17 protein-coding genes are annotated in these 20082 nt (G+C 64.7%); 12 read left to right on the top strand and 5 right to left on the bottom strand.

Annotated elements, in window-relative coordinates; genetic code table 11:
• Positions 1-188 precede the first annotated feature (188 nt).
• Entirely contained in the window at positions 189-827 is a 639-nt protein-coding gene (locus tag SPYCA_RS03940) for a tyrosine-type recombinase/integrase (protein ID WP_197715366.1), read from the bottom strand.
• Positions 828-2051: 1224 nt separating this feature from the next.
• On the opposite strand from SPYCA_RS03940, the gene SPYCA_RS03935 reads away from it, so the two are divergent.
• Genes SPYCA_RS03935 through SPYCA_RS03920 form a run of 4 tightly spaced genes read left to right on the top strand, consistent with a single transcriptional unit; the run spans position 2052 to position 9040 of the window.
• Positions 2052-3275, top strand: a complete 1224-nt coding sequence (locus tag SPYCA_RS03935) for a TolC family protein (protein ID WP_120219020.1) — start codon at positions 2052-2054, stop codon at positions 3273-3275.
• A 2-nt stretch (positions 3276-3277) separates the two neighbouring features.
• Complete coding sequence (locus SPYCA_RS03930; protein ID WP_120219019.1) at positions 3278-4528, top strand: efflux RND transporter periplasmic adaptor subunit; 1251 nt, start codon at positions 3278-3280, stop codon at positions 4526-4528.
• Between the two features lie 13 nt (positions 4529-4541).
• Complete coding sequence (locus SPYCA_RS03925; protein ID WP_067402159.1) at positions 4542-7688, top strand: efflux RND transporter permease subunit; 3147 nt, start codon at positions 4542-4544, stop codon at positions 7686-7688.
• A 35-nt stretch (positions 7689-7723) separates the two neighbouring features.
• Entirely contained in the window at positions 7724-9040 is a 1317-nt protein-coding gene (locus tag SPYCA_RS03920; protein WP_067402161.1) for an MFS transporter, read from the top strand.
• Here the strand turns inward: SPYCA_RS03920 and SPYCA_RS03915 are convergent, their stop codons facing one another.
• The 4 genes from SPYCA_RS03915 to SPYCA_RS03900 form a co-directional block, all read right to left on the bottom strand.
• The gene (locus SPYCA_RS03915; protein WP_081095187.1) at positions 9041-9760 is read right to left on the bottom strand and encodes a superoxide dismutase; all 720 of its coding nucleotides are present in this window, start codon (positions 9758-9760) and stop codon (positions 9041-9043) included.
• 10 nt (positions 9761-9770) lie between these two features.
• Complete coding sequence (gene chrA / locus SPYCA_RS03910) at positions 9771-11105, bottom strand: chromate efflux transporter (protein WP_232003507.1); 1335 nt, start codon at positions 11103-11105, stop codon at positions 9771-9773.
• Positions 11106-11393: 288 nt separating this feature from the next.
• Positions 11394-11627 (bottom strand): AlpA family phage regulatory protein, encoded by a 234-nt coding sequence (locus SPYCA_RS03905; protein ID WP_419470483.1) that lies wholly within the window; start codon positions 11625-11627, stop codon positions 11394-11396.
• 46 nt (positions 11628-11673) lie between these two features.
• Positions 11674-12135: a hypothetical protein gene (locus SPYCA_RS03900; protein ID WP_073974478.1), complete on the bottom strand. Its 462-nt coding sequence runs from the start codon at positions 12133-12135 to the stop codon at positions 11674-11676.
• 350 nt (positions 12136-12485) lie between these two features.
• Here SPYCA_RS03900 and SPYCA_RS03895 point away from each other — a divergent pair, with 350 nt between their 5' ends.
• Genes SPYCA_RS03895 through traC form a run of 8 tightly spaced genes read left to right on the top strand, consistent with a single transcriptional unit; the run spans position 12486 to position 20072 of the window.
• A complete protein-coding gene (locus SPYCA_RS03895) occupies positions 12486-12815 on the top strand; it encodes a hypothetical protein (RefSeq protein WP_054725555.1) in 330 nt (109 codons plus the stop codon).
• A 26-nt stretch (positions 12816-12841) separates the two neighbouring features.
• Positions 12842-13129 carry a type IV conjugative transfer system protein TraL gene (gene traL / locus SPYCA_RS03890; RefSeq protein WP_020819170.1) on the top strand — a complete coding sequence of 96 codons (288 nt, stop codon included), beginning with the start codon at positions 12842-12844 and terminating at the stop codon, positions 13127-13129.
• 11 nt (positions 13130-13140) lie between these two features.
• Entirely contained in the window at positions 13141-13713 is a 573-nt protein-coding gene (locus tag SPYCA_RS03885; RefSeq protein ID WP_120219018.1) for a type IV conjugative transfer system protein TraE, read from the top strand.
• A complete protein-coding gene (locus tag SPYCA_RS03880) occupies positions 13713-14471 on the top strand; it encodes a type-F conjugative transfer system secretin TraK (RefSeq protein ID WP_120219017.1) in 759 nt (252 codons plus the stop codon). Before SPYCA_RS03885 ends, SPYCA_RS03880 begins: the two co-directional genes overlap by 1 nt.
• Entirely contained in the window at positions 14464-15804 is a 1341-nt protein-coding gene (locus SPYCA_RS03875) for a TrbI/VirB10 family protein (RefSeq protein WP_067402168.1), read from the top strand. Before SPYCA_RS03880 ends, SPYCA_RS03875 begins: the two co-directional genes overlap by 8 nt.
• Positions 15801-16715: a DsbC family protein gene (locus tag SPYCA_RS03870; protein ID WP_120219016.1), complete on the top strand. Its 915-nt coding sequence runs from the start codon at positions 15801-15803 to the stop codon at positions 16713-16715. Before SPYCA_RS03875 ends, SPYCA_RS03870 begins: the two co-directional genes overlap by 4 nt.
• Positions 16716-16719: 4 nt before the next feature.
• Positions 16720-17529, top strand: coding sequence for a conjugal transfer protein TraV (locus SPYCA_RS03865; protein WP_120219015.1), 810 nt, complete (start codon positions 16720-16722; stop codon positions 17527-17529).
• Positions 17529-20072 carry a type IV secretion system protein TraC gene (traC, locus tag SPYCA_RS03860; protein WP_120219014.1) on the top strand — a complete coding sequence of 848 codons (2544 nt, stop codon included), beginning with the start codon at positions 17529-17531 and terminating at the stop codon, positions 20070-20072. Before SPYCA_RS03865 ends, traC begins: the two co-directional genes overlap by 1 nt.
• Positions 20073-20082 lie beyond the last annotated feature (10 nt).

Raw genomic sequence — 20082 nt, 5'->3', positions numbered from 1 at the left:
CTCCCCAGGATTATGTATTTGCGCGATTGTAGCGCGAATTGTGAACGTTCACCTAAATGATAACGTTCACTTCGTCAAGCCTTATCGCGTCGGGCGAGGGCTCCGGACCGCTGCGCCGCGGCACCGGTTTCGCGTGACTCCTGCCGATTCTCCTCACGGACTGCCGACGGCCGGTATCCGCGATCGGCTCACCGCCGCAGCCGCGAACACAGGCGCCCTTTTCCCGAACGGATATGCGGCGCTGCGTAAAGCCGAAACGCCGGGTCGGCCGATCGGCTCGACCGCCTGGCTGGAGGAAATGGAGCGTGCGACGGGACGGAAACCGACGCCAAGCAAGCGTGGGCGCAAACCTTCCAGAATGCGGGGACATGCGCCGGGCTCCAGCGCGGTTTGTTGAGCGCGTACCATTCCCGGGCGCATGCCTCGAAGATGTTCGCCGCTGCGAAGGTCCGCGCCGCCGCGGGCTGCTTCTTCTCCACGGCGGGATCTCGTCCGTCGCGCAGCGTGGCCTTCGCCGCCTCGCGAAGCTCGCGCGCGCGGATCAGCGAGACGTCGGGATAGCTGCCGAAGGTGAGCAGCTTCTCCTTTTTGCCGAGCCGGTACTTGAGGCGCCAGGACCGATTGCCCGTGGTCGACGCCAGCACATAGAGTCCGTCGGAATCTGGCATCTTGTAAGGCTTGTCAGCGGGCCTGGCTTTCTTGATCGGGACGTCGGTGAGCGTACCTCGATTCTCCGCCTCTGGGGGTATCGACCGATCCCCCCTACCCCCAAATTTCGTTCCAAGGGTCGGAAGGTGCCGGACAGTGCCGGAGTGACCAACCCGCACAAATGCTCGGCTTGGTTACAAGTTCTAGGAGGATAACGGAAGCCAGAAGGGGAACAAATGGTGGCAGGGCTTGTACCGAACCACCTCATTAAGTACTGTATTTTATAGATAAATAATGGATTTTCAGATGTATTCTCCCACATTTCCTCCCACATAATGGGTTCCTTGCGACGTACAGTCGTTCGCCTTAGGCGTTTTATCTGACCTCAGAAGGTGCACAATCCATGTGACCGATCGGCTCAACCCGAGCGACAATCGCTGGTTCAACCCCTGAAAGAGCGGTACGCGCTAGAGCCAGATCGTGGGACTTTTCGGCCATCAGATTTCAATGTCCTCAATGCCAGCTCTCAAGGCAAAACCGGACATTACGGCTCACTCAGGCATTGACCCTATCGATTCTGTGACTGAGCTGATTGCAAAATGCCGGCGTTGATCACGCATTCCGGAGAGGCCGCTGTCCTCCAATCTGTCTTCAGAGTTAGCCAGCACCCCGTCTCGCCGATTATGGCGTCGCAAAATCAAGGCGGCATCGCAGCCGCGTGACAGCTGAATAGAGCGGCGGCGATGACCTGCCATGCGTGTTCATTAATCGGAAACAAGGCTCCTCTCCCGGCACGAGCTCACCAGTCGCCAAGGCCTAAAATTGGCTCAGATGCGTTGCCTATAGAGGGTCTCGGTGCTCGAGACTTGCCTGCACCATAGACCCCTGCGAGCGACGCACGGGGAAAGACATATTGCTTCGAGCATAGTTTGGCCCTAGCCTTTTCCAGATGTTTGCCCGGCTTGGCCTGCTCCTTGTCCTCTGCGCGATGCTCCTTTCGGGCAGAGCTTGGGATGCGCATTTGGCTGTGCACGAGCAGTTGTCCTCTGCCACGGCCGTTCATACGCACCATTCGGACCATGTTCACGCTGTGGACCCGGGGGCAAGCTTCGAGAAGGCGGCGCTTGGGGACGCACCGGCCGATCAGCGGGATCCGGAGAGAGGCCTGACGCATAGTCATGGCTCCATGGCCGGGCATGGCTTCGCCCTGCTGTCCGCCGATCATACCGAATTTGGAGGCCTGCCATCGGCGAAGGAGCTCCATTTTCCGCCGCCTGCATCGCTTGCGGCTATCTCCCGCCCCAACTCGCTTCTGAGACCTCCGCGAACCGCCTGACATCGTTGCACGGTGCTGCCGGCTGAGTCCGGCCGCGCCTTGAGCAGACGTGTCAGGAGCAGGTGAAATGAAGACGATACTGCGTGCCGCACTGCTTGCGGTCACGTTCCTGTCAGCGGGAGCGGCCAATGCCGATACGCTGACCCTCGAAGAGGCGATCCGCCAGTCTGTGGCCAACTCGCCGCTGGGTGCCGCAGCAACAGCCCGGGTGGAAGTGCTGGAGGCCGCGCGCGCGGCTGCTGATACAAAGCCCGCTGCGACCATCGACGGCGCCGTCGAGAACATCGGGACGAATGGTTTCAACCAGTTCCAGATCGATGCCACCTATAATCAGCGCATCGAGCGGGGCGGCAAGCGTGCGGCCCGGGTGGCACTGGCCGAAGGCGACATCGGGGTCGCGCAGGCGCAGGGGCTGATCGCGCGGCTCGATCTCGCCCAGAAGGTCCAGCAACTCTACGTCGAGGTGCAGGCCGCGACGCTCGATCTCGAACTCGCGCGCAGCCGGGTCGAGATCGCCGAAGCGCTCCAGAAAGACGTGCAGCGCCGGGTGGACGATGCCCGCGATCCGCTCTTTGCAGGAACGCGCGCGCGCACGCAGCTGGCGGAAGCCAAGGTCGATTTGGAATTGGCCGAACATGCGGTGGAAGCGGCCAAGGCCCGACTTGCTTTGCTCACCGGACAGGCCGACAAAGAGTTCGCGGTTGTGACCGACGCCTTTCTCGACTTTGCGCCAGCAGGCACAGTGCCGGACGATCTCGCCTCGATCGATCTGGCCTTGTATGAGGCGCGCAGCCGCCGCGCCGATGCCAATATCCGATTGCAGGCCGCGAACGCGCGCACCGATCCGACCGTGTTCGCCGGCCCGCGTTTCCTTGGCACGGGCGATGTCGCTCTTGTTGGCGGCTTCTCGCTGCCGCTATCGAACCGCGCACTCAACCAGGCCAATCGCGACCGCGCCGAAGCCGAGAAGCGCCAGATCGAAGCCGACCTTGCCGTCGAGCGGTTCGAGCGGCGCCGCGCCATTGGCTTTGCCGTGGAGCGGGTCGAGGAAGCGGGCCACGAGGCGGAGGCGATCCGCACCAAGGTCGTGCCCGGCGCCGAGCAGACGCTGCGCGAAGTGCTGGCGGGCTACAAGCGCGGCGGCTTCACCTTTCTCGACGTCTCGACCGCGCAAAACGCGCTGCATGACGCACGCGTGCGGATGGTCGATGCCATGACCGAATATCACCGTGCCAAGGCTGAACTTGATCGCCTGACCGGCCGGTTTGCCGAACTCGTTGGGGGTAACTGACCATGCGCCGTATCTATCTCATCGCAGCCGCTCTTCTCGCGGCACCTCTCATCGCCTGCGGTCAAGCGGGTGAGAATGCCGGGACCGCAGAAAGCGCCGAAGCCGAAGCTGCTGCGGCCGCCGATTACGAGCGCGGGCCGCACAACGGGCGGATGCTGCGCGACGGCGATTTTGCCATCGAGGTCACCGTGTTCGAGGATGGCGTGCCGCCCGAATACCGGCTCTACGCCTACCGTGACGACAAGCCGCTTGATCCCAAAGAGGTCAAGGCGCGCGTCATGATCGCGCGGCTCGACGGGGAGAAGACCACCTTCGACTTCGCCCCGCAGGACGATTTCCTGCGCGGCAATGCGGTGCTGGTCGAGCCGCACAGCTTCGATGTCGTGGTCGAGGCGAGCATGGGCGGCAAGGCTCACAAGTGGAGCTTTGCATCCTACGAGGGCCGCGCGACCATCACCGATGCGGCCGCGCGTGCTGCCGGCATCGAGACGGAGACCGTCGGCTCGCAAGCGATCGGCGATACGGTCGAGATCATTGGCCGGGTCGAACTCGATCCGGCCGGCAGCGCCGAGGTGGGCGCCAAGTATCCCGGCCCGGTGGTGGCGGTGTTCAGGAACGTCGGCGACCGGGTGGCCAAGGGAACGCTGCTCGCGAAGGTGGAGAGCAGCTATTCGCTCCAGACCTATGCGATCTACGCACCGATGGCGGGCGTGATCAGTGCGCGCAATGCCAATGTGGGGTCGATTGCCGATAGCGAGCCGCTGTTCGTGATTTCCGACCCGGCGCGCACCGTGGCGACCTTCCCGATCTTCCCGCGCGACATCGAGCGGGTGCGCCCCGGCCAGCAGGTCCAGATCCGCGGATTGGAAGGCGAGCGCACGCAGAGCGCGGTGATCCGCGATTTCCTCCCGCTTGCCGATGTCACCAGCCAGGCCGTGACCGCGCGGGCTGCGCTTCCCAACCGCGACGGCTTCTGGCGTCCCGGCATGGCAGTGCGCGGGCTGGTGACCGTGGAACAGCGCCAGGTGCCGCTGGCGGTCAGGACCGACGCGATCCAGCAGTTCCGCGACTTCCGCGTGGTCTTTGCCAAGATCGGCCAGACCTATGAAGTGCGAATGCTCGAACTCGGCAAGGAGGGGCCGGAATGGACCGAGGTGATCAGCGGCATCAAGCCGGGCACGGTTTACGCCGCCGAGAACAGCTACGTCATCAAGGCCGACATCGAAAAGTCCGGCGCAAGCCACGATCACTGAGAGGCCCCCGGAAATGCTTGAGAAAATTATCGAGCTGTCGATCCGGCAGCGTGTCGCAGTGCTGGTCGCGGTCCTGCTTCTGGCCGCCATCGGGGCCTACAGCTTCGGGCGGCTGAAGATCGATGCCGTGCCCGACATCACCAATGTCCAGGTGCAGATCAATACGGCCGCGCCTGGCTTCTCGCCGCTGGAGGCCGAGCAGCGCATCACCTTCCCGGTCGAGACGGCGATCGCCGGCCTGCCGGGGCTCGAATACACGCGCTCGGTCTCGCGCTACGGCCTGAGCCAGGTGACGGTGGTGTTCGCCGACGGCACCGACATCTATTTCGCCCGCCAGCTCGTCAACGAGCGCCTGCAAGGCGTGCGTTCGACCCTGCCCGCCGGGATCGAGCCCGAACTGGGCCCGATCGCGACCGGGCTGGGCGAAATCTTCATGTATACGATCGAGGCCAAGCCGGGGGCGGTCAAAAGCGATGGCACGCGCTACACCGCGCAGGATCTGCGCACGCTGCACGACTGGGTCGTTCGCCCCCAGCTGCGCAACGTGCCGGGGGTCACCGAAGTCAATTCGGTGGGTGGCTACCGCAAGGAATATGTCGTCGCCCCCGATCCCTCGCGGCTCGCAGGCTTCGGCCTGACGGTCGAGAACGTCATCGCCGCGCTCGAAGCCAACAATGGCAATGTCGGCGCGGGTTACATCGAGCGTTCGGGCGCGCAATACCTGATCCGCGTGCCGGGGCAGGCGCAGGGCGAGCGTGACCTGGCCGGCATCATCGTTGCGACACGCGGCGGCGTGCCGGTGCGGATCGCGGATGTCGCCGATGTCGAGATCGGCTCGGAAATCCGCAACGGCGCGGCGACCAAGGACGGGCAGGAGGTGGTGCTCGGCACCATCTACATGCTGGTCGGCGAGAACGCGCGCGAAGTCAGCGTCGCAGTGGCCGAACGCCTTGAGGAGGTGAACCGTTCGCTTCCCGGCGGGGTTGTCGCCAAGACTGTCTACGACCGCTCCAAGCTGGTCGAGGCCACCGTCTCCACCGTCGAACGCAACCTTGCCGAAGGCGCGCTGCTGGTGATCGTGGTGCTGTTCGTGCTGCTCGGCAATATCCGCGCGGCGCTGATCACGGCGGCGGTGATCCCGCTGTCGTTCCTGATGACCATCACGGGCATGGTGCAGACCAATGTATCGGGCAATCTCATGAGCCTTGGCGCGCTCGACTTTGGCCTCATCGTCGATGGTGCGGTGATCATCGTCGAAAACTGCCTCAGGCGGTTCGGCGAGGCACAGCACAGGCTTGGCCGGGTGCTTGACCGTGAAGAGCGGTTCAAGCTCGCCGCCGGTGCCTCGGCGGAGGTTATCCGCCCGAGCCTGTTCGGCATCCTGATCATCACCATTGTCTACATCCCGATCTTCGCGCTGGAGGGCGTGGAAGGGAAGACCTTCCACCCGATGGCGCTGGTGGTGGTGATGGCGCTCACGGCCGCCTTGCTGCTGTCGCTCACCTTCGTTCCCGCAGCCGTGGCGACCTTCGTCACCGGCCGGGTCGAGGAGAAAGAGAACCGCGTCATGCGCACGGCCAAATCCCGCTATGTCCCGATGCTCGATTTCGCGATCCGTCAGCGCCGGATCGTCGTTGGCGCAGCGGCCGTGCTGGTGGCGCTGAGCGGTCTCGCCGCGACGCGTCTGGGGTCGGAGTTCATTCCCAATCTCGATGAAGGCGACATCGCGCTGCACGCGCTACGCATTCCCGGGACGAGCCTGACCCAGGCGGTGCAGATGCAGAGCGCCCTCGAAGACCGGATCAAGAAGTTCCCGGAGGTCGACATGGTGTTCGCCAAGATCGGCACCGCCGATGTTGCCACAGATCCGGTGCCGCCTTCGGTCGCCGATACCTTCGTCATCATGAAGCCGCGCGATCAATGGCCCGATCCGCGCAAGCCAAAGGCCCAACTGGTCGCGGAGATGAACAAGGCCGTGCAGGAAGTGCCGGGCTCGCGCTACGAGTTCATCCAGCCGATCCAGATGCGTTTCAACGAACTGATCGCGGGCGTGCGTTCGGATGTCGCGATCAAGGTCTATGGTGACGATCTCGATCAGCTGGCGGCAACCGCAGCCGAAATCGAGAACGTGGTCGGCAGCATTGCCGGATCGCAGGACGCCCAGACCGAACAGGTTACCGGCCTGCCGTTCATCCAGGTTGTGCCCGACCGGCTCAAGCTCACCCAGCTCGGCCTCAATGTCGATGATGTCCAGACCGTGGTCGCCACCGCCATCGGTGGTGCCGAGGCGGGGCAGATCTTCGAGGGTGACCGGCGTTTCGACATCGTCGTGCGTCTGCCCGAGCAGCTGCGGCAGGACCCGCAGGTGATCGAGCGCCTGCCCATCCCGCTTCCTAGCGGCGGCGCTGTGCCGCTGTCCGAGGTCGCCAGCATCGAGCGCATTCAGGGGCCGAACCAGATCAGCCGCGAGGACGGCAAGCGCCGCGCGGTGGTGACCACCAATGTCCGTGGCCGCGATCTGGGATCGTTCATCGCCGAGGCGAAGGAGCGGATCGGTGCCGAGGTCGAGCTGCCCGAAGGCTACTGGATCGATTACGGCGGGACCTTCGAGCAATTGCAATCGGCGGCGACGCGCTTGCAGATCGTCGTCCCGCTCGCGCTGCTGCTGATCTTCGGCCTGCTCGTCACCCTGTTCCGGTCATGGAAGGATGCCCTGGTGGTGTTCTCCGGCGTGCCGCTTGCGCTGACCGGCGGGATCGCGGCGCTGCTGCTGCGCGGTATCCCGTTCTCGATCTCGGCCGGGGTCGGGTTCATCGCCCTGTCCGGGGTTGCGGTGCTCAACGGGGTGGTGATGCTGACCTTCATCAAGCAGTTGATGGAGGAAGGCAGCGGGCTGGAGGACGCGATCCGCGACGGTGCACAGGCGCGCCTGCGCCCGGTGCTGATGACCGCGCTGGTCGCAAGCCTCGGCTTCGTGCCGATGGCGCTCAACGTCGGGCTCGGCTCCGAAGTCCAGCGTCCGCTGGCGACCGTGGTGATCGGCGGGATCATTTCCTCGACCATCCTGACCCTCATCGTCCTGCCCGCGCTCTACCGCATGGTGCGCGGGAGGGAGGTGGAGGCGCAACAAGGTTCGGCCATGCCGGCGAACGTGGCATGATACATCTGGGCGGCAAGGGATAGGAGAACCCGATCATGCTATCCGTGCTTGCACACCGCACCTACCGGCATCTGTTTCTGGCGCAGGTCATCGCGCTGGTGGGGACGGGGCTTGCCACGGTGGCCCTCGGTCTGCTGGCTTACGAGATCGCCGGCGCGGATGCGGGTGCGGTGCTGGGCACGGCGCTGGCGATCAAGATGGTGGCTTATATCGGCGTCGCGCCGGTGGTCGGGGCCTATGCCGACAGGCTGCCGCGCAAGGGACTGTTGGTGGCGATGGACCTGCTGCGCGCCGGTGCTGCACTGACGCTCCCGTTCGTCGATGCGGTCTGGCAGGTCTATCTGCTGATCTTCCTGCTGCAATCGGCCTCGGCGGCCTTCACGCCGACGTTTCAGGCGACCATCCCCGATATTCTCCCGGACGAGGAGGAATACACCCGCGCACTCTCGCTTTCGCGCCTCGCCTATGATCTGGAAAGCCTGCTGAGCCCGATTCTGGCCGCTGCGCTCCTGACGGTGATCAGCTTCCACTGGCTGTTCGCGGGCACAGCGATCGGCTTTGCGATCTCGGCGCTGCTGGTCGTCACGGCCGCGCTGCCGCATCGCAAGGCTGCCGCGGCGATTGTCGAGAGTGTCTGGCGCAAGACCACGCGCGGCGCGCGCATCTATTTGAAGACACCCCGCCTGCTCGGCCTGCTGGCCGTGACCCTCACTGCTGCGGCGGGCAGCGCAATGGTGATCGTCAACACGGTCGTCATTGTGAAGGGCATGGGCCGCAGCCAAGGCGATGTGGCTCTGGCGCTTGCGGCCTATGGCGGCGGCTCGATGCTGGCCGCCCTCGCGCTGCCGCGGGTGTTGCAGCACATCGCCGACCGGACGGTCATGCTCACGGGGGCTCTAATCCTCACCGTGACGCTTGGCGGACTGGCAGGTCTGGCGCTCGATTGGCCCCATCTTCTTGCCGGGTGGCTGGTGATGGGTATCGGCTATTCGCTCTGCGTTACGCCGGGTGGCAGGCTGCTGCGGCGGTCATCCAGCGAGGCTGATCGCCCCGCGCTCTTCGCCGCGCAGTTCGCGCTCAGCCATGTCTGCTGGCTGATGGCCTATCCGATCGCGGGGCAGGCGGGCGCCCGCTTCGGCATGACAACCGCCTTGGTCGCACTGGCGGGGCTCGGCGCTGCGGGACTGTTGCTGGCGCTATGGCGCTGGCCGACGAACGACCCCGCCGCATTGGCCCACGACCACCCCGATCTGCCCGCAGACCATCCGCATCTGGCCGGGCATGGCGGTGGGCAACACGCCCATCCCTATGTCATCGACGACTTGCACGGACACTGGCCGGGCCGCTCCTGATCAGGCAATCGCCGCGCGATACCGCGCGTCGACCACCTCCCAGTCGAGATTGGCCATGAAAGCATCGACATAGCGCGCGGCGGCGGTGCCATAGTCCATGTGATAGGCATGTTCATACATGTCGAGCGCGATCAGCGGGGTGCCGGTCACCGCGCCGTGCATGTGATCCCAAGCCCAGTAATTGTGGAGCGACCGGGTGTGCGCGTTCCACGTGAGCACGCACCAGCCCGATCCGCCGGCAAGGCTCATCGCGGTGCGCCGGAACTCGGCCGCCCAGGCATCGTATCCGCCGAACCAGCTTGTCAGCGCTTCGGTGATCGATCCGCCGGGAGTGCCAATCCCGCCGAGCGCGCCGAAATAGAGCTCGTGCAGCACCACCGATCCGGTGCGGTGCAGTTCCTCGCGCTTGAGCCCGGAGTAGGCGACCGGCGGAAATTCGGGATCGGCCATCGCCGCGGCGAGCCGGGTCTCGATGGTATTGAGCCCGCGCACCGAGCCCTGGTAATTGTTCTCCCAGTGCGAGGTGATGAGCTTCTCCGACAGCCCGGTTAGTTTAGCGGGGTTAAAGCGCAGCGGCTTGGGGGTGTGCTTTCCGGCGAAGGCGGCGGCAGCAGAGGCCGGCGCCTGCCCGGCAACGCTGCCATGGGTTGCTACCAGCGCCGCGCCGGCTGCGGAAAGGGCGGCGGTGCCGATTGCCTGCCTTCGGGTAATATCGCTCATATCGTCCTCCTCACGTCGCCAGAACCAGAACCAGTCCGCCCACCCCGCAGGCCGCCAGCACGCGCAGCACCGACCACTTCAAGCCGAAGGCGAGCGTGAAGGCCAGTAGTGCCAGCAAGCCCGCGCGCCAGTCGAAGCTGGCAAGCTCGGGCCAGTAGAGCCGAACCGGGCCGACATGGCGCTGGCCCACCGCGGTAAACAGCACGTGCAGCGCGAACCACGCGGTCAGGTTGCCGATCACCCCCACCACCGCCGCCGTCACCGCTGCCAGCCCGCCTTTCAGCGCCACCGCACGGCCGAGCCGGTCAATCCACGGGGCAAAGGCGAAGATCCACATGAAGCACGGCGCAAAGGTGACCCAGGTCGTCAGCATCGCCCCGAGGAACCCTGCCATCAGCGGCGAGAACGGCTCGGGCGCGCGGAAGGCGGCGAGATAGCCGACGAATTGGGTGACAAGGATCAGTGGCCCCGGTGTGGTCTCGGCCAGGCCGAGCCCGTCGGCCATTTCACCGGGCTGGAGCCAGCCGAAACCCTGCACTGCCTCCTGCGCCATATAGGCGAGCACAGCATAGGCCCCGCCAAAGGTCACCACGGCAAGCTGCGAGAAGAAGGCCCCGATATCCCACAACACATGCTCGCGCCCCAGCGTCGCCGCAATCAGCACCATCGGCGCCGCCCACACTGCGCCCCACAGCGCAATCGAGAAGAAGGTGGTGCGCCATGGCCGCTCCGGCACAGCGTCAGCCCCTGTGGCTGGCTTGAGCGCCAGCAGATCGGGTCGCCTCTTCCCCGCGATCATGCCGATGACCCCTGACCCCAGCACGATCAGCGGGAATGGGAGATCGAAGAAGAACAGGCCGACAAAGGCCGCCGCCGCGAGCCCGCGCTTCAGGCCCGTATCGAGTGCGCGCCCGGCAATCCGCAGGAGAGCTTGCACGACGATGGCCAGCACCGCCGCCTTCACGCCCAGAAACAGCGCTTCGACCCATGCGAGATTGGCGGCGATCGCATAAAGCACCGACAGCGCGAGGATGATCAGCGCACCGGGAATTACGAACAGCAAGCCTGCAGCCAGCCCGCCGCGCCAGCCATGCAGTCGCCAGCCAATCCACGTCGCCAGCTGCTGCGCTTCGGGGCCGGGAAGCAGGTGGCAAAAATTGAGCGCGTGGAGAAAGTCCTCCTCGCTTATCCATTTGTGCTCATCCACCAGCTCGCGGTGCATGAGCGCGATCTGTCCGGCGGGGCCTCCGAAACTAAGGAAGCCGATACGGGTAAACACCCGCAGCAGTTCGGCAAATGTGATGGACGGGGAAGTAGCCAGTGAAGCCAAGATAACCTCGCGCAATTCGCCCCACCGGAAATGGCAAGGCAACGAGGCAACGCTTGGGCCTGTCTTGACCTCGGCGGGAGGTTGCTTAGCCCCGCTGGGGTGCTGTTTAGCGTCCAAATAAAGGGAGATCAAGCAGACACCCGCGCGCCAATCATCCAGCCGCGCCGCTTGTTAGCATCCCTTGCATCCCACTTTTTCAGCAGAATATTATCCGGGTGACGCAGACTGTCAGTATGACCACTGTAAGTGCCTGCAGTCAGGTCGGCCGCCGACATACCGTGCCAAATTGGCCCGGAAACGCCTTTAGCTCGACACAATATCTCGCATCCAGTCGTTGATTTCCGCTTCGACCCATACGACACATTTCGGCCCCAGCGATCGCGATCTCGGGAACCGGCCCTCGCTCATACGCTGATAGATAGCGGAGCGGCGCAGTCCGACCCGGGCGATCACTTCCGGCAGGCGCAAAAGCCTCGCCGGCGGTGCTGCTTCGGGCGGTTGAGGCGTGTGCATTTCATCTGGTGTTGCATGCGGCATTGTTGATCTCACTTGCTTGGGTTCGATCCCCTCCGAACTTTGGCATTTACCGGGGCAGCGACATCGCGATGTCCCGGTCCACAAAATCATCGATGTGCTTGGCAAGCATTCGTGCCACGAGCTGTGAGGTGCCGTTGGCCCACCGAGGCCGCAGATCCTCAATCCGCCGTCCGAGGGTCCGCTGAAGATGGACTGGGAGGCTTGTGAAGAACTCTTCGAGAAATTCGCCCATTTCGCCATGCATCCACTCGCAGGCGAGGTCTTCCTGCCCGGCAAGAGCAAGGATCATCGTCGCGCGGGAGTGCGCTCCACAGGCGGCGAGCACAAGTGCCGCATCGTCGAGCCCGATAGGCCGCTCGCCGCGCGCAAGGCGAAGCAGGGTCTCGCGGTGCATTCCGCATTCACTGGCAATCCTGTGGCGGGGCTTGCCAGCGGCTTCGATCGCATGGGCGAGCACGCGTGCCAGGCTTTCATTGGCCGGTCTGGCGGCGGCGGTTGGATGGTGCATGGGTGTCTCCTTGTATCTGCACTGGTTCGAGTCGCAGGCATATCGCGAAGCACCCCATGTAGGAAAACGAAAAGAACATAAACGGAACATCTCGTTTAGAGGCGAATCAGTTCCTTTATCCGAGTCGTCGCCAAATCCCGCCTCCCGGGACGGCGTTCACCGACACAAAATGACTGATGGTACGTCTTTATCGTCGATTTTATGCGTTCAGCGGGAAAAGATGCGTCCGCATCCTTCCACCTCCAGACGGTATTGCCGCTGAACACTTTCCTACGAACATTTCCTAGATGCATGTGGAACACACAGCGAACGCAAGAACGCTGTGACCACCCCTTCAACCGGAGCTTCACATGCAGTCTCTCACCCTCCCCCGGCGCGCCAGCGTCAAGGGCCTCGGCAAGACCCTCAACATTGCCATCCCGGTCGCAGTCGCGGCGCTTGCGGCGAGCGCCGCCTATGCTGGCGCTGATACGACCTTCACCCCTGCCCTCACCAAGTTCACCGACTTTCTGGAAGGCTCCGGCGGCAAGATCATCACGGTTCTCAGCCTCGCTGGCGGCCTGATCGGTCTGGCGTCCGGGCGCTTTTCGCTCGGCCAGGTCGCCGTTCCGGTGGGTGTCGGCATCGGCGTCGGCACCGGTGTTCCGATCGTCACCTCGGTCGTGACCGCGGTCATCTGAACGCGGCAAGGGAAGGCGGCGTCGCCATGGCAGACCCTTACATCATTCCCCGGCGTCTCGATGACCCGGAGCTTATCGGCTTCTGGACCATCGACGAGTTCGCGGGAATGCTGGCCCCCTTCACCTGGGGGATCCTCACCCAGCATATCTTTATCGGCATCATAGTCGCCTTCGGCGCCTGGTTCGCATTGCGAAAGGCCAAAGCAGGACGCGCCAGCTCCTGGGTAGCCCACGCCGCATACTGGTATCTGCCTGCAGGATTTCTGGGCCTCAAGGCAACGCCGCCTTCTCACTGCCGACTACTCGCCGGTTGAGGGGCACTTCCATGTATTCCGACATATCCCACGAACGGCAGCAATCGCTGCTGCGCCAGCGGAACCTCTTTGCGCTCACTAGCGCCGGCCTTGGCCTTGCACTGGTCGTCGCCGGGAGCCTTGCCGCCACCCGCGACCGCGAAGTGGTGCTGGTTCCGACCGTTCCCAAAGCGCTCACCGTGAGCAGTGCCGGGGTCGATGCCGATTATCTCGAGCTCGTCACCCGCGATGCTGCCCTTGTTCTTCTCAATCGCAGTCCGGAAGGCCTCGATTACTGGATGAACGAAATCCTGAAGCTGGCTGATCCCGCAAGCTACGGCCGCCTCAAGGCCGAGCTCGTCCGGATCGTCGAAGAGCAGCGGGGCTCGGATGTCACCCAGGCATTCGTGATCCGGTCGATGACTGTCGATCCCAAGGGTCTGACATCGGATGTGACCGGCACGCTCAAGACCTTCGTCGGCGCGCAGGTGATTGCCAGTGACGAACGCCGCTTCCGTTTCAGCTGGACGTACCGCGGCCTGCGCCTCGCGCTCTCCGGGTTTGCGCAGCTCCCCCCACAGGACAAATCCAAGGAGGCCCAGTGATGGCTTACCGACCAGCGGCCCACGCACGGGTCCTACTTCTGAGCGCGGCCGCGCTGCTCGCCGTAGCAACTACCCCCGCCCATGCGGCCGACCAGTTCAAACAGGCCGCCGATGGCGCGGCGATCGAATGCAGCGTTTCAGCGCGAGAGCTGACCCGCTTCGCATTGGTCGACGACCAGTTCGCCAGCGTCTCGAAGATCTCGACCGGCACGCCCTACAACGACTTTGCCGTGACGAACGAGCCGGTGCGCGGCGACATCTATGTGTCGGTGCCAGAAACTTACGCGGCACGGTCGATCAGCTTCTTCACCACCACGAAGAAGGGCTTCGTCTACAAGGTCGCGTGCCGGGTTGAGCAAATTCCGGCGACCCAGGTCTTCATCACCAACCCCGCCATCGCGAAGAACCGGGCGGCGGATTGGGAAAGCCAGACCCCGATCGAGACCAGCGCCGTCAGGCTCATCCAGGCGATGGCCAATGACCGGACGGTCGACGGTTTCGAGGTCCGCCAATCGACTGCCATACCCGCACGGGTCGGCGATCTCGAAGTCCAGCTCATCGCTGATTATCGCGGCGCCAGCCTCACTGGGAAGGTCGTCCGCATCCACAATCGCGGAGCGAAAAGCGTGACGCTCGCCGAACGCGATCTCGCACCGCGCGACACGCTCGCCGTCTCGATCGCCGAGCCAAAGCTCGAACCCGGGGCCAGCACCACGGCCTTTGTTGTCGGCGCAAGCGGGGAGACAGGCAATGACTGATGCAACCCATACGCCAAGCACTTCCCCTTTGCAGGCCGAGAGCGCGGCATCGTCCGAACTTTCCGGGCTCAACGCCCGCACCGCGCGCCGTCAGAAGCTGCTGCTGGGGTCGCTGGGAGCACTCGCCCTCATCGGCGGAAGCTGGTTCATCCTTGGCGGCGACGACAAGGACAAGACCGGCGATCCCAATGCGGCGCAGACGATCGACACGGCAGGCCTGGTCAACCGCGACCTGTCGCAGCGCGAGTTCGTCGCGACCTACGGCAACAGGCTCGATGCGGTCACCCGCGAGCAGAAGGCGCTGAAGGATGGGAGCGTCCCGCGGACGGAGATCGAGGCGCAGCTCGCCGCTCTCAAGGCCGAAAACCAGGCCATGCGGGTCGATGGACAGGCCGCGATCGATGCCATCTCGGCAGAGAACGCCGAGCTCAAGACCCGGCTTGCCGCGCAGCCTGCATCACCGGCACCGGCTGTTCTGCCACCGGCTTATGGGCCGCAGGCAGGCGGCTACGACGCGCGAGCCCGTTCGTCCCAGTCAGGAGCTGCGCCCACTGGGGGTGATCCGCAGGGCGGCATGATCTCGTCGCCTGGCGAGGTGAAGTTGATGAGCTTCAGCTCCGACAAGGCAGCGACCAATGGCCTCCGTGTGGGCCGGCCCGATGCGCCACCGGTCGTCGTCGAGGATTCGCCCGATTATCTGCCGCCCAACTCCTACGCTCCGGCACGCGTAATCGTCGGCGTCGATGCCTCGGCAGGTGTCGCCAGCCAGACCGATCCGCTGCCTGTGGTGCTTCGGATTACCGGCCCTGCTCGTTCGGTGATGCAGAACGGAAGGGTTCTGACCACCCGGATTCAGGGCTGCGTCGTCAACGGCGCGGCACGCGGGGATCTCAGCAGCGAAAAGGTCTATGTGAAGCTCGCCCGCATGACCTGCGATCAGCCTGGCGGCAGGGTCGCAGTGAGCGAGGTCAAAGGCTTCATAAGCTTCGCTGGCAAGTCCGGGGTCCGCGGCCGTGTCGTAAGCCGCGAAGGCAGCCTCGTCAGCCAGGCCCTGCTGGCCGGGATCGTCGGCGGCTTTGGGCGCGGCTTCTCGGCCAATGCCAACAGCGTCTTTTCCGGCGTCACGACCAACCCCGACGGCAGTCGCTCCAAGCTATCGGCCGGCGACATTCTCGGCGGCGGGCTTGGCCAGGGTGCCGCCGATGCGGCCGACACGGTCAGCAAATACCTGATCGAGCGCGCCGAACAGTATCAACCCGTCGTCGAGATGCCGACCGGCATCGATGTCGAGATCGTGTTCCTCGACGGCGTCTACGTGAGGAACTCCCAATGATTGAAAATACTCTCCTCGAGCAGGACAATCGTCGGCGCCGCTGGTTGCGTGCCAGCGCCGGACTGGCGGCGATCATCGCCGTGTCAGCTGCGACGGGATGGGGTGTGGCAAGCCTTGCTGCCCCCGCTGCCGCTCCGGACACGGCGAAGGTTCGAGAGGCGCTCAAGCTGCGCCTGCCCAAGACGCCGATCGACGCAATCAACTGCAAGGGCCTTGGCGGCCTGTGCGAGGTCGCATCCAAATCGACGCTCTTCTACGTCGACCGGGCCGCAAAATATCTGGTAATCGGCCGGGTCTACGACATGGAAGCCCGTCAGGATCTGACGGCCGCCCGATTGCTTGCCCTCAATCCCGACCTGTTGGCAGCGGGGGCAGCGCGGCGCAGCAATCCTGAAACACAAGCGGAAGGCAGCCCGAGCGCAGCCGCAGCGTCAGCCCGGATCACCCCGCCGCGCCATGTCCCGCTCGGCAAGCTTCCCGCCAAAGGCGCGATCACCTGGGGTCCTGCCAATGGTCCGCGTGTCGTCGTCTTTTCGGACTTCCACTGCGGCTATTGCAAGAAGCTCGAGGCCGAGTTGAAGGCGATCGGAGCGCGGGTTGAAGAGCGGCCGATCTCGATCTTCGGGGCCGAAAGCCGGCGCGATGCTGAACGGGTTCTGTGCTCGCCCCGGCCTGAGCTGGCGCTGCATATGGCCTATTCGGGTCTGGCGCTCGCCAATCCCAAACCCTGCGACACAAGCGGGCTCGATGCCAACGAGGCCTTCGCGCGCGCCCACGGCTTTGGCGGCACACCTGTGATCGTGCGCCCCGCCGATGGCGCTGTTCTCGAAGGCTTCCGGCCTGCCGCCGTGCTCCGGGACTTCCTGCGCGCTGGCCCCAACCGGGCCCCCACCCCTGCTCCCAAAGGATAGACCCATGCGTTTTCCGACACGTCTCCTTGCCTGCGCCTGTCTGGCCGGTCTTGCCAGTGGCTGCGCCACGTTCGGCACCAACGTCGAGGGCGATTTCACCTGCCGCGCGCCGAAGGGCGACTGCGCACCGGCTCACGTCATCGATGCCAAGGCGACGGACAATCTGTCGAACGGCACGCTGCTCCATGCTGACGCGCGGCAGAAGTCAGGCGTCGTGGATGCCGACACCAGCCGCACAGCGGAACGCACCTTGCGCGTCGTCTTCCCCGCTCATGTCGATGAAGCTGGAACGCTGCATGACGAAGCGGTCGCCTGGACCGTCGTCGAAAATCCGCGCTGGGCCACCGAGCTGCGCCGCAAGGCGGGCGAGGGCCAGGGCGGATCCCTGATGCGCCAGGTCCGTCGGCAGCTGAAGGCCGCTCAGAGAGCCCCAGCACCGGACGGCGCGGAGGGAGGCCCGAACGTAGCTGACGAGGCGTCGCCCTTCTCGTCTGCACGCGACGACGCGGGTCAGGTTGGCGTCATCTCGGACGCCGATGCCCCCAGTCCCTTCAACGAAACTTCAGATGCCTCGCCGCTGGTCCTCCCCTCCACGGCGCGCGAGGCCGTTGCCGGTGCCAAGGCACCGGCGGTCGAGGGGTTCGACACGTCGCCTCCCCCGCGTGATCGAGCCCCTCGGCCTGAGGCGGGGCAGAGCGCTCCGGTGTTCCCGAGCGCAGCGGCGATTGAAGCCGCGAAAGCTGCAATCCGCCCGTCAGTCAGAACCGGCGAACAGCCGATCGTCAGCACCTCGCAGCCCAAGGAGCCCAAGTGATGGCCGAACAACTCAAGACCGTCGTCGATCGGCTGCTCAGCGGATTGCTGGGTGATGCCGAGCACGCCGACAAAGCCCGCCCGCAGCTCATGGTCGACATGCTCTCCGACTGGCTCCCCTACCGGGTCTACGATCCGGCAACCCGCCTTTACTTCAACGCACGCTCGAAGGGCTTTGTCCTTTCGGTTACGCCGCTGATCGGAGCCGACGAGCGCACCGGGGAAATCCTGGGACAGTTCTTCTCGGAAGGACTTCCAGCAGGCGCGTGCCTTCAGGTACTCCACCTTGCAAGCCCGCGCATCAGCAGGATCATCGCCCCGTGGTTCGCCCCACGCTACATCCAGGGCGGCGTGTACGAGGCAATTGCCCGGCACCGGGCGCGGCGGCTCTATTCGCTGGTTTGGGAGTCCGGCTCGCCGGACGCGCCCTTCCATGCGCGGCATCACCAGGTCATCGTCTCGGTCGGGGTGCCGACCTCCAAGTCGGTCAGCAACGAGGATCTCAAGCAGACCCGCGATGGCCTGATGGCGATGCTCAAGTCGCTCAATCTCGGCGTGGTCGAAGTCGGGCCGGAAGCGCTCATCGCTGTCATCGATGATCTGACTTCGCCCACCACCGCCCCGCAGGACGATGCGGTGCCCTACAACCCGAATGATCCAATCGCCGCCCAGGCGATCCGCCACGACATCGAACTGGTGGTGGCTGAAGATCGCATGCGGCTCGTGACCGAGCGTTTCCGCCCCACTGGCAAGGTCAATGACGGCGTGCCCGAGATCGGGACCGTCTATCCCGATGCCTTCGATGTCCGGCATTTTGCCGTACGCAACATGCCATCGCGCTGGGCCCCGTGGGAATGCGCGCGGCTGATCGGCGACCTGTTCACCGACAAGCTGCGCTTCCCCTGCCCCGCCGCCACTATGCTGTGTCTCGTCTATCCGGACCAGGAGGCTGCATCGGCGAAGGCCGGCTTCAAGTTCATGCGGACGACCAGCCTCGCCGGGACCCGCAGCGCTCGGTTCCTGCCTCGGATCGGCGAACAGGCCGCCGAGTGGCAGCATGTTCAGGCCGAGCTCCAAGAAGGCCGCCGTCTCGTGCGGGTCTTCTACGGTGTGACGACCTATTCACCGCTGGGCCAGGGCGACCGCCACGAACGCGCGATCAAATCGATCTACAAGGCGGCGGGCTGGGACCTTACCGACGAGCGCTACCTCCAGATCCAGGGATTGCTCGCCGCGATGCCGCTCACCCTGGCTGACGGGCTCGGCGCCGATATGGAGCGGCTGAAGCGGTTCAAGACCGTGCTATCGACGACCGCTGCCAATATCGTGCCCATGCAGGGCGAGTATCTCGGCAGCGCCCACCCCCACCTGCTGTTCGTCGGGCGGCGCGGCCAGCCCTTCTTCTGGTCCCCGTTCGAGAACGAGGCCGGCAACCACAATGTCGCGATCTGCGGCAAGTCGGGATCGGGCAAGTCGGTGCTGCTCCAGGAGATGTGCGCCGCGCTGCGCGGCGCCGGCGCCCAGGTTGTCGTGATCGACGATGGCCGCAGCTTCGAGCACTCGGTCAAGCTGCAGGGCGGCCGCTTTGTCGAGTTCACAATTGCAGCGGGCTTCTGCCTCAACCCGTTCTCGATGATCGATGCGACCCGCGCCGCCGAAGACGAGGACTACCGTCTCGACTGCTTCGGGATGATCAAGGCCATCGTCGGGCAAATGGCTCGCCACAGCGCGAAGCTGACGGATACTGAGCGCGGATTGATCGACCGGGCGGTCAACTTCGTCTGGGCGCAGCACGGCGCGGCTGCCACAGTTACGACCGTCGGCGAGATGCTTGCCAGTCTCGGCCATGACACTGCTTCCGACATCGCAACCGCGCTCGCCCCCTACATGGCGGGCGGAACCTACGGCGCCTTCTTCGAAGGCCAGGCAAGCCTCGACCTCGATGCGGACTTCACGGTCTTCGAGATGTCGGACCTCGCGAGCCGGGAGGATCTGCGCAGCGTCGTGCTCTCAGCCATTATGTTCATGACCAGCCAAGCCATGACGCGAAGCCCAAGGTCACTGCGCAAGCTTCTGCTGATCGATGAAGCCTGGTCGATGCTCAAGGGCGGCTCGATGGGTGAATTCGTCGAAACCTACGCCCGCACCTGCCGCAAGTATGGCGGCGCGCTGGCGACCGCTACCCAGTCGCTCAACGACTACTACAAGTCGCACGGGGCTACGGCGGCGCTCGAGAACAGCGACTGGATGCTGATCCTCCAGCAGAAGCCGGAGACGATCGCCGATTTCAAGGCGAGCAAGCGCCTCGATATGGACGATCGCACCGAGACGCTGATCCGCAGTCTCAAGCGCTCCGGGAGTGACTATTCCGAGGTGTTCATCAAGGGGCCGGAGACCGAGGCGATCGGGCGGCTCGTGCTCGATGACTATTCGGCAACGCTCTTCTCGAGTTCGCCCCAGACCTTCGCCGCCATCGATGCCGAGATCGCGCGCGGGCACCAGCTCGCCGATGCGATCGAGCGCATCGCTCATCCCAACCGCTGACACCCCATCA

The sequence above is a fragment of the Sphingopyxis sp. FD7 genome, from assembly GCF_003609835.1.
Lineage (GTDB): Bacteria > Pseudomonadota > Alphaproteobacteria > Sphingomonadales > Sphingomonadaceae > Sphingopyxis.
Note: the sequence above shows the minus strand (reverse complement) of the source record. Positions and strands in the feature narration are given on the sequence as shown.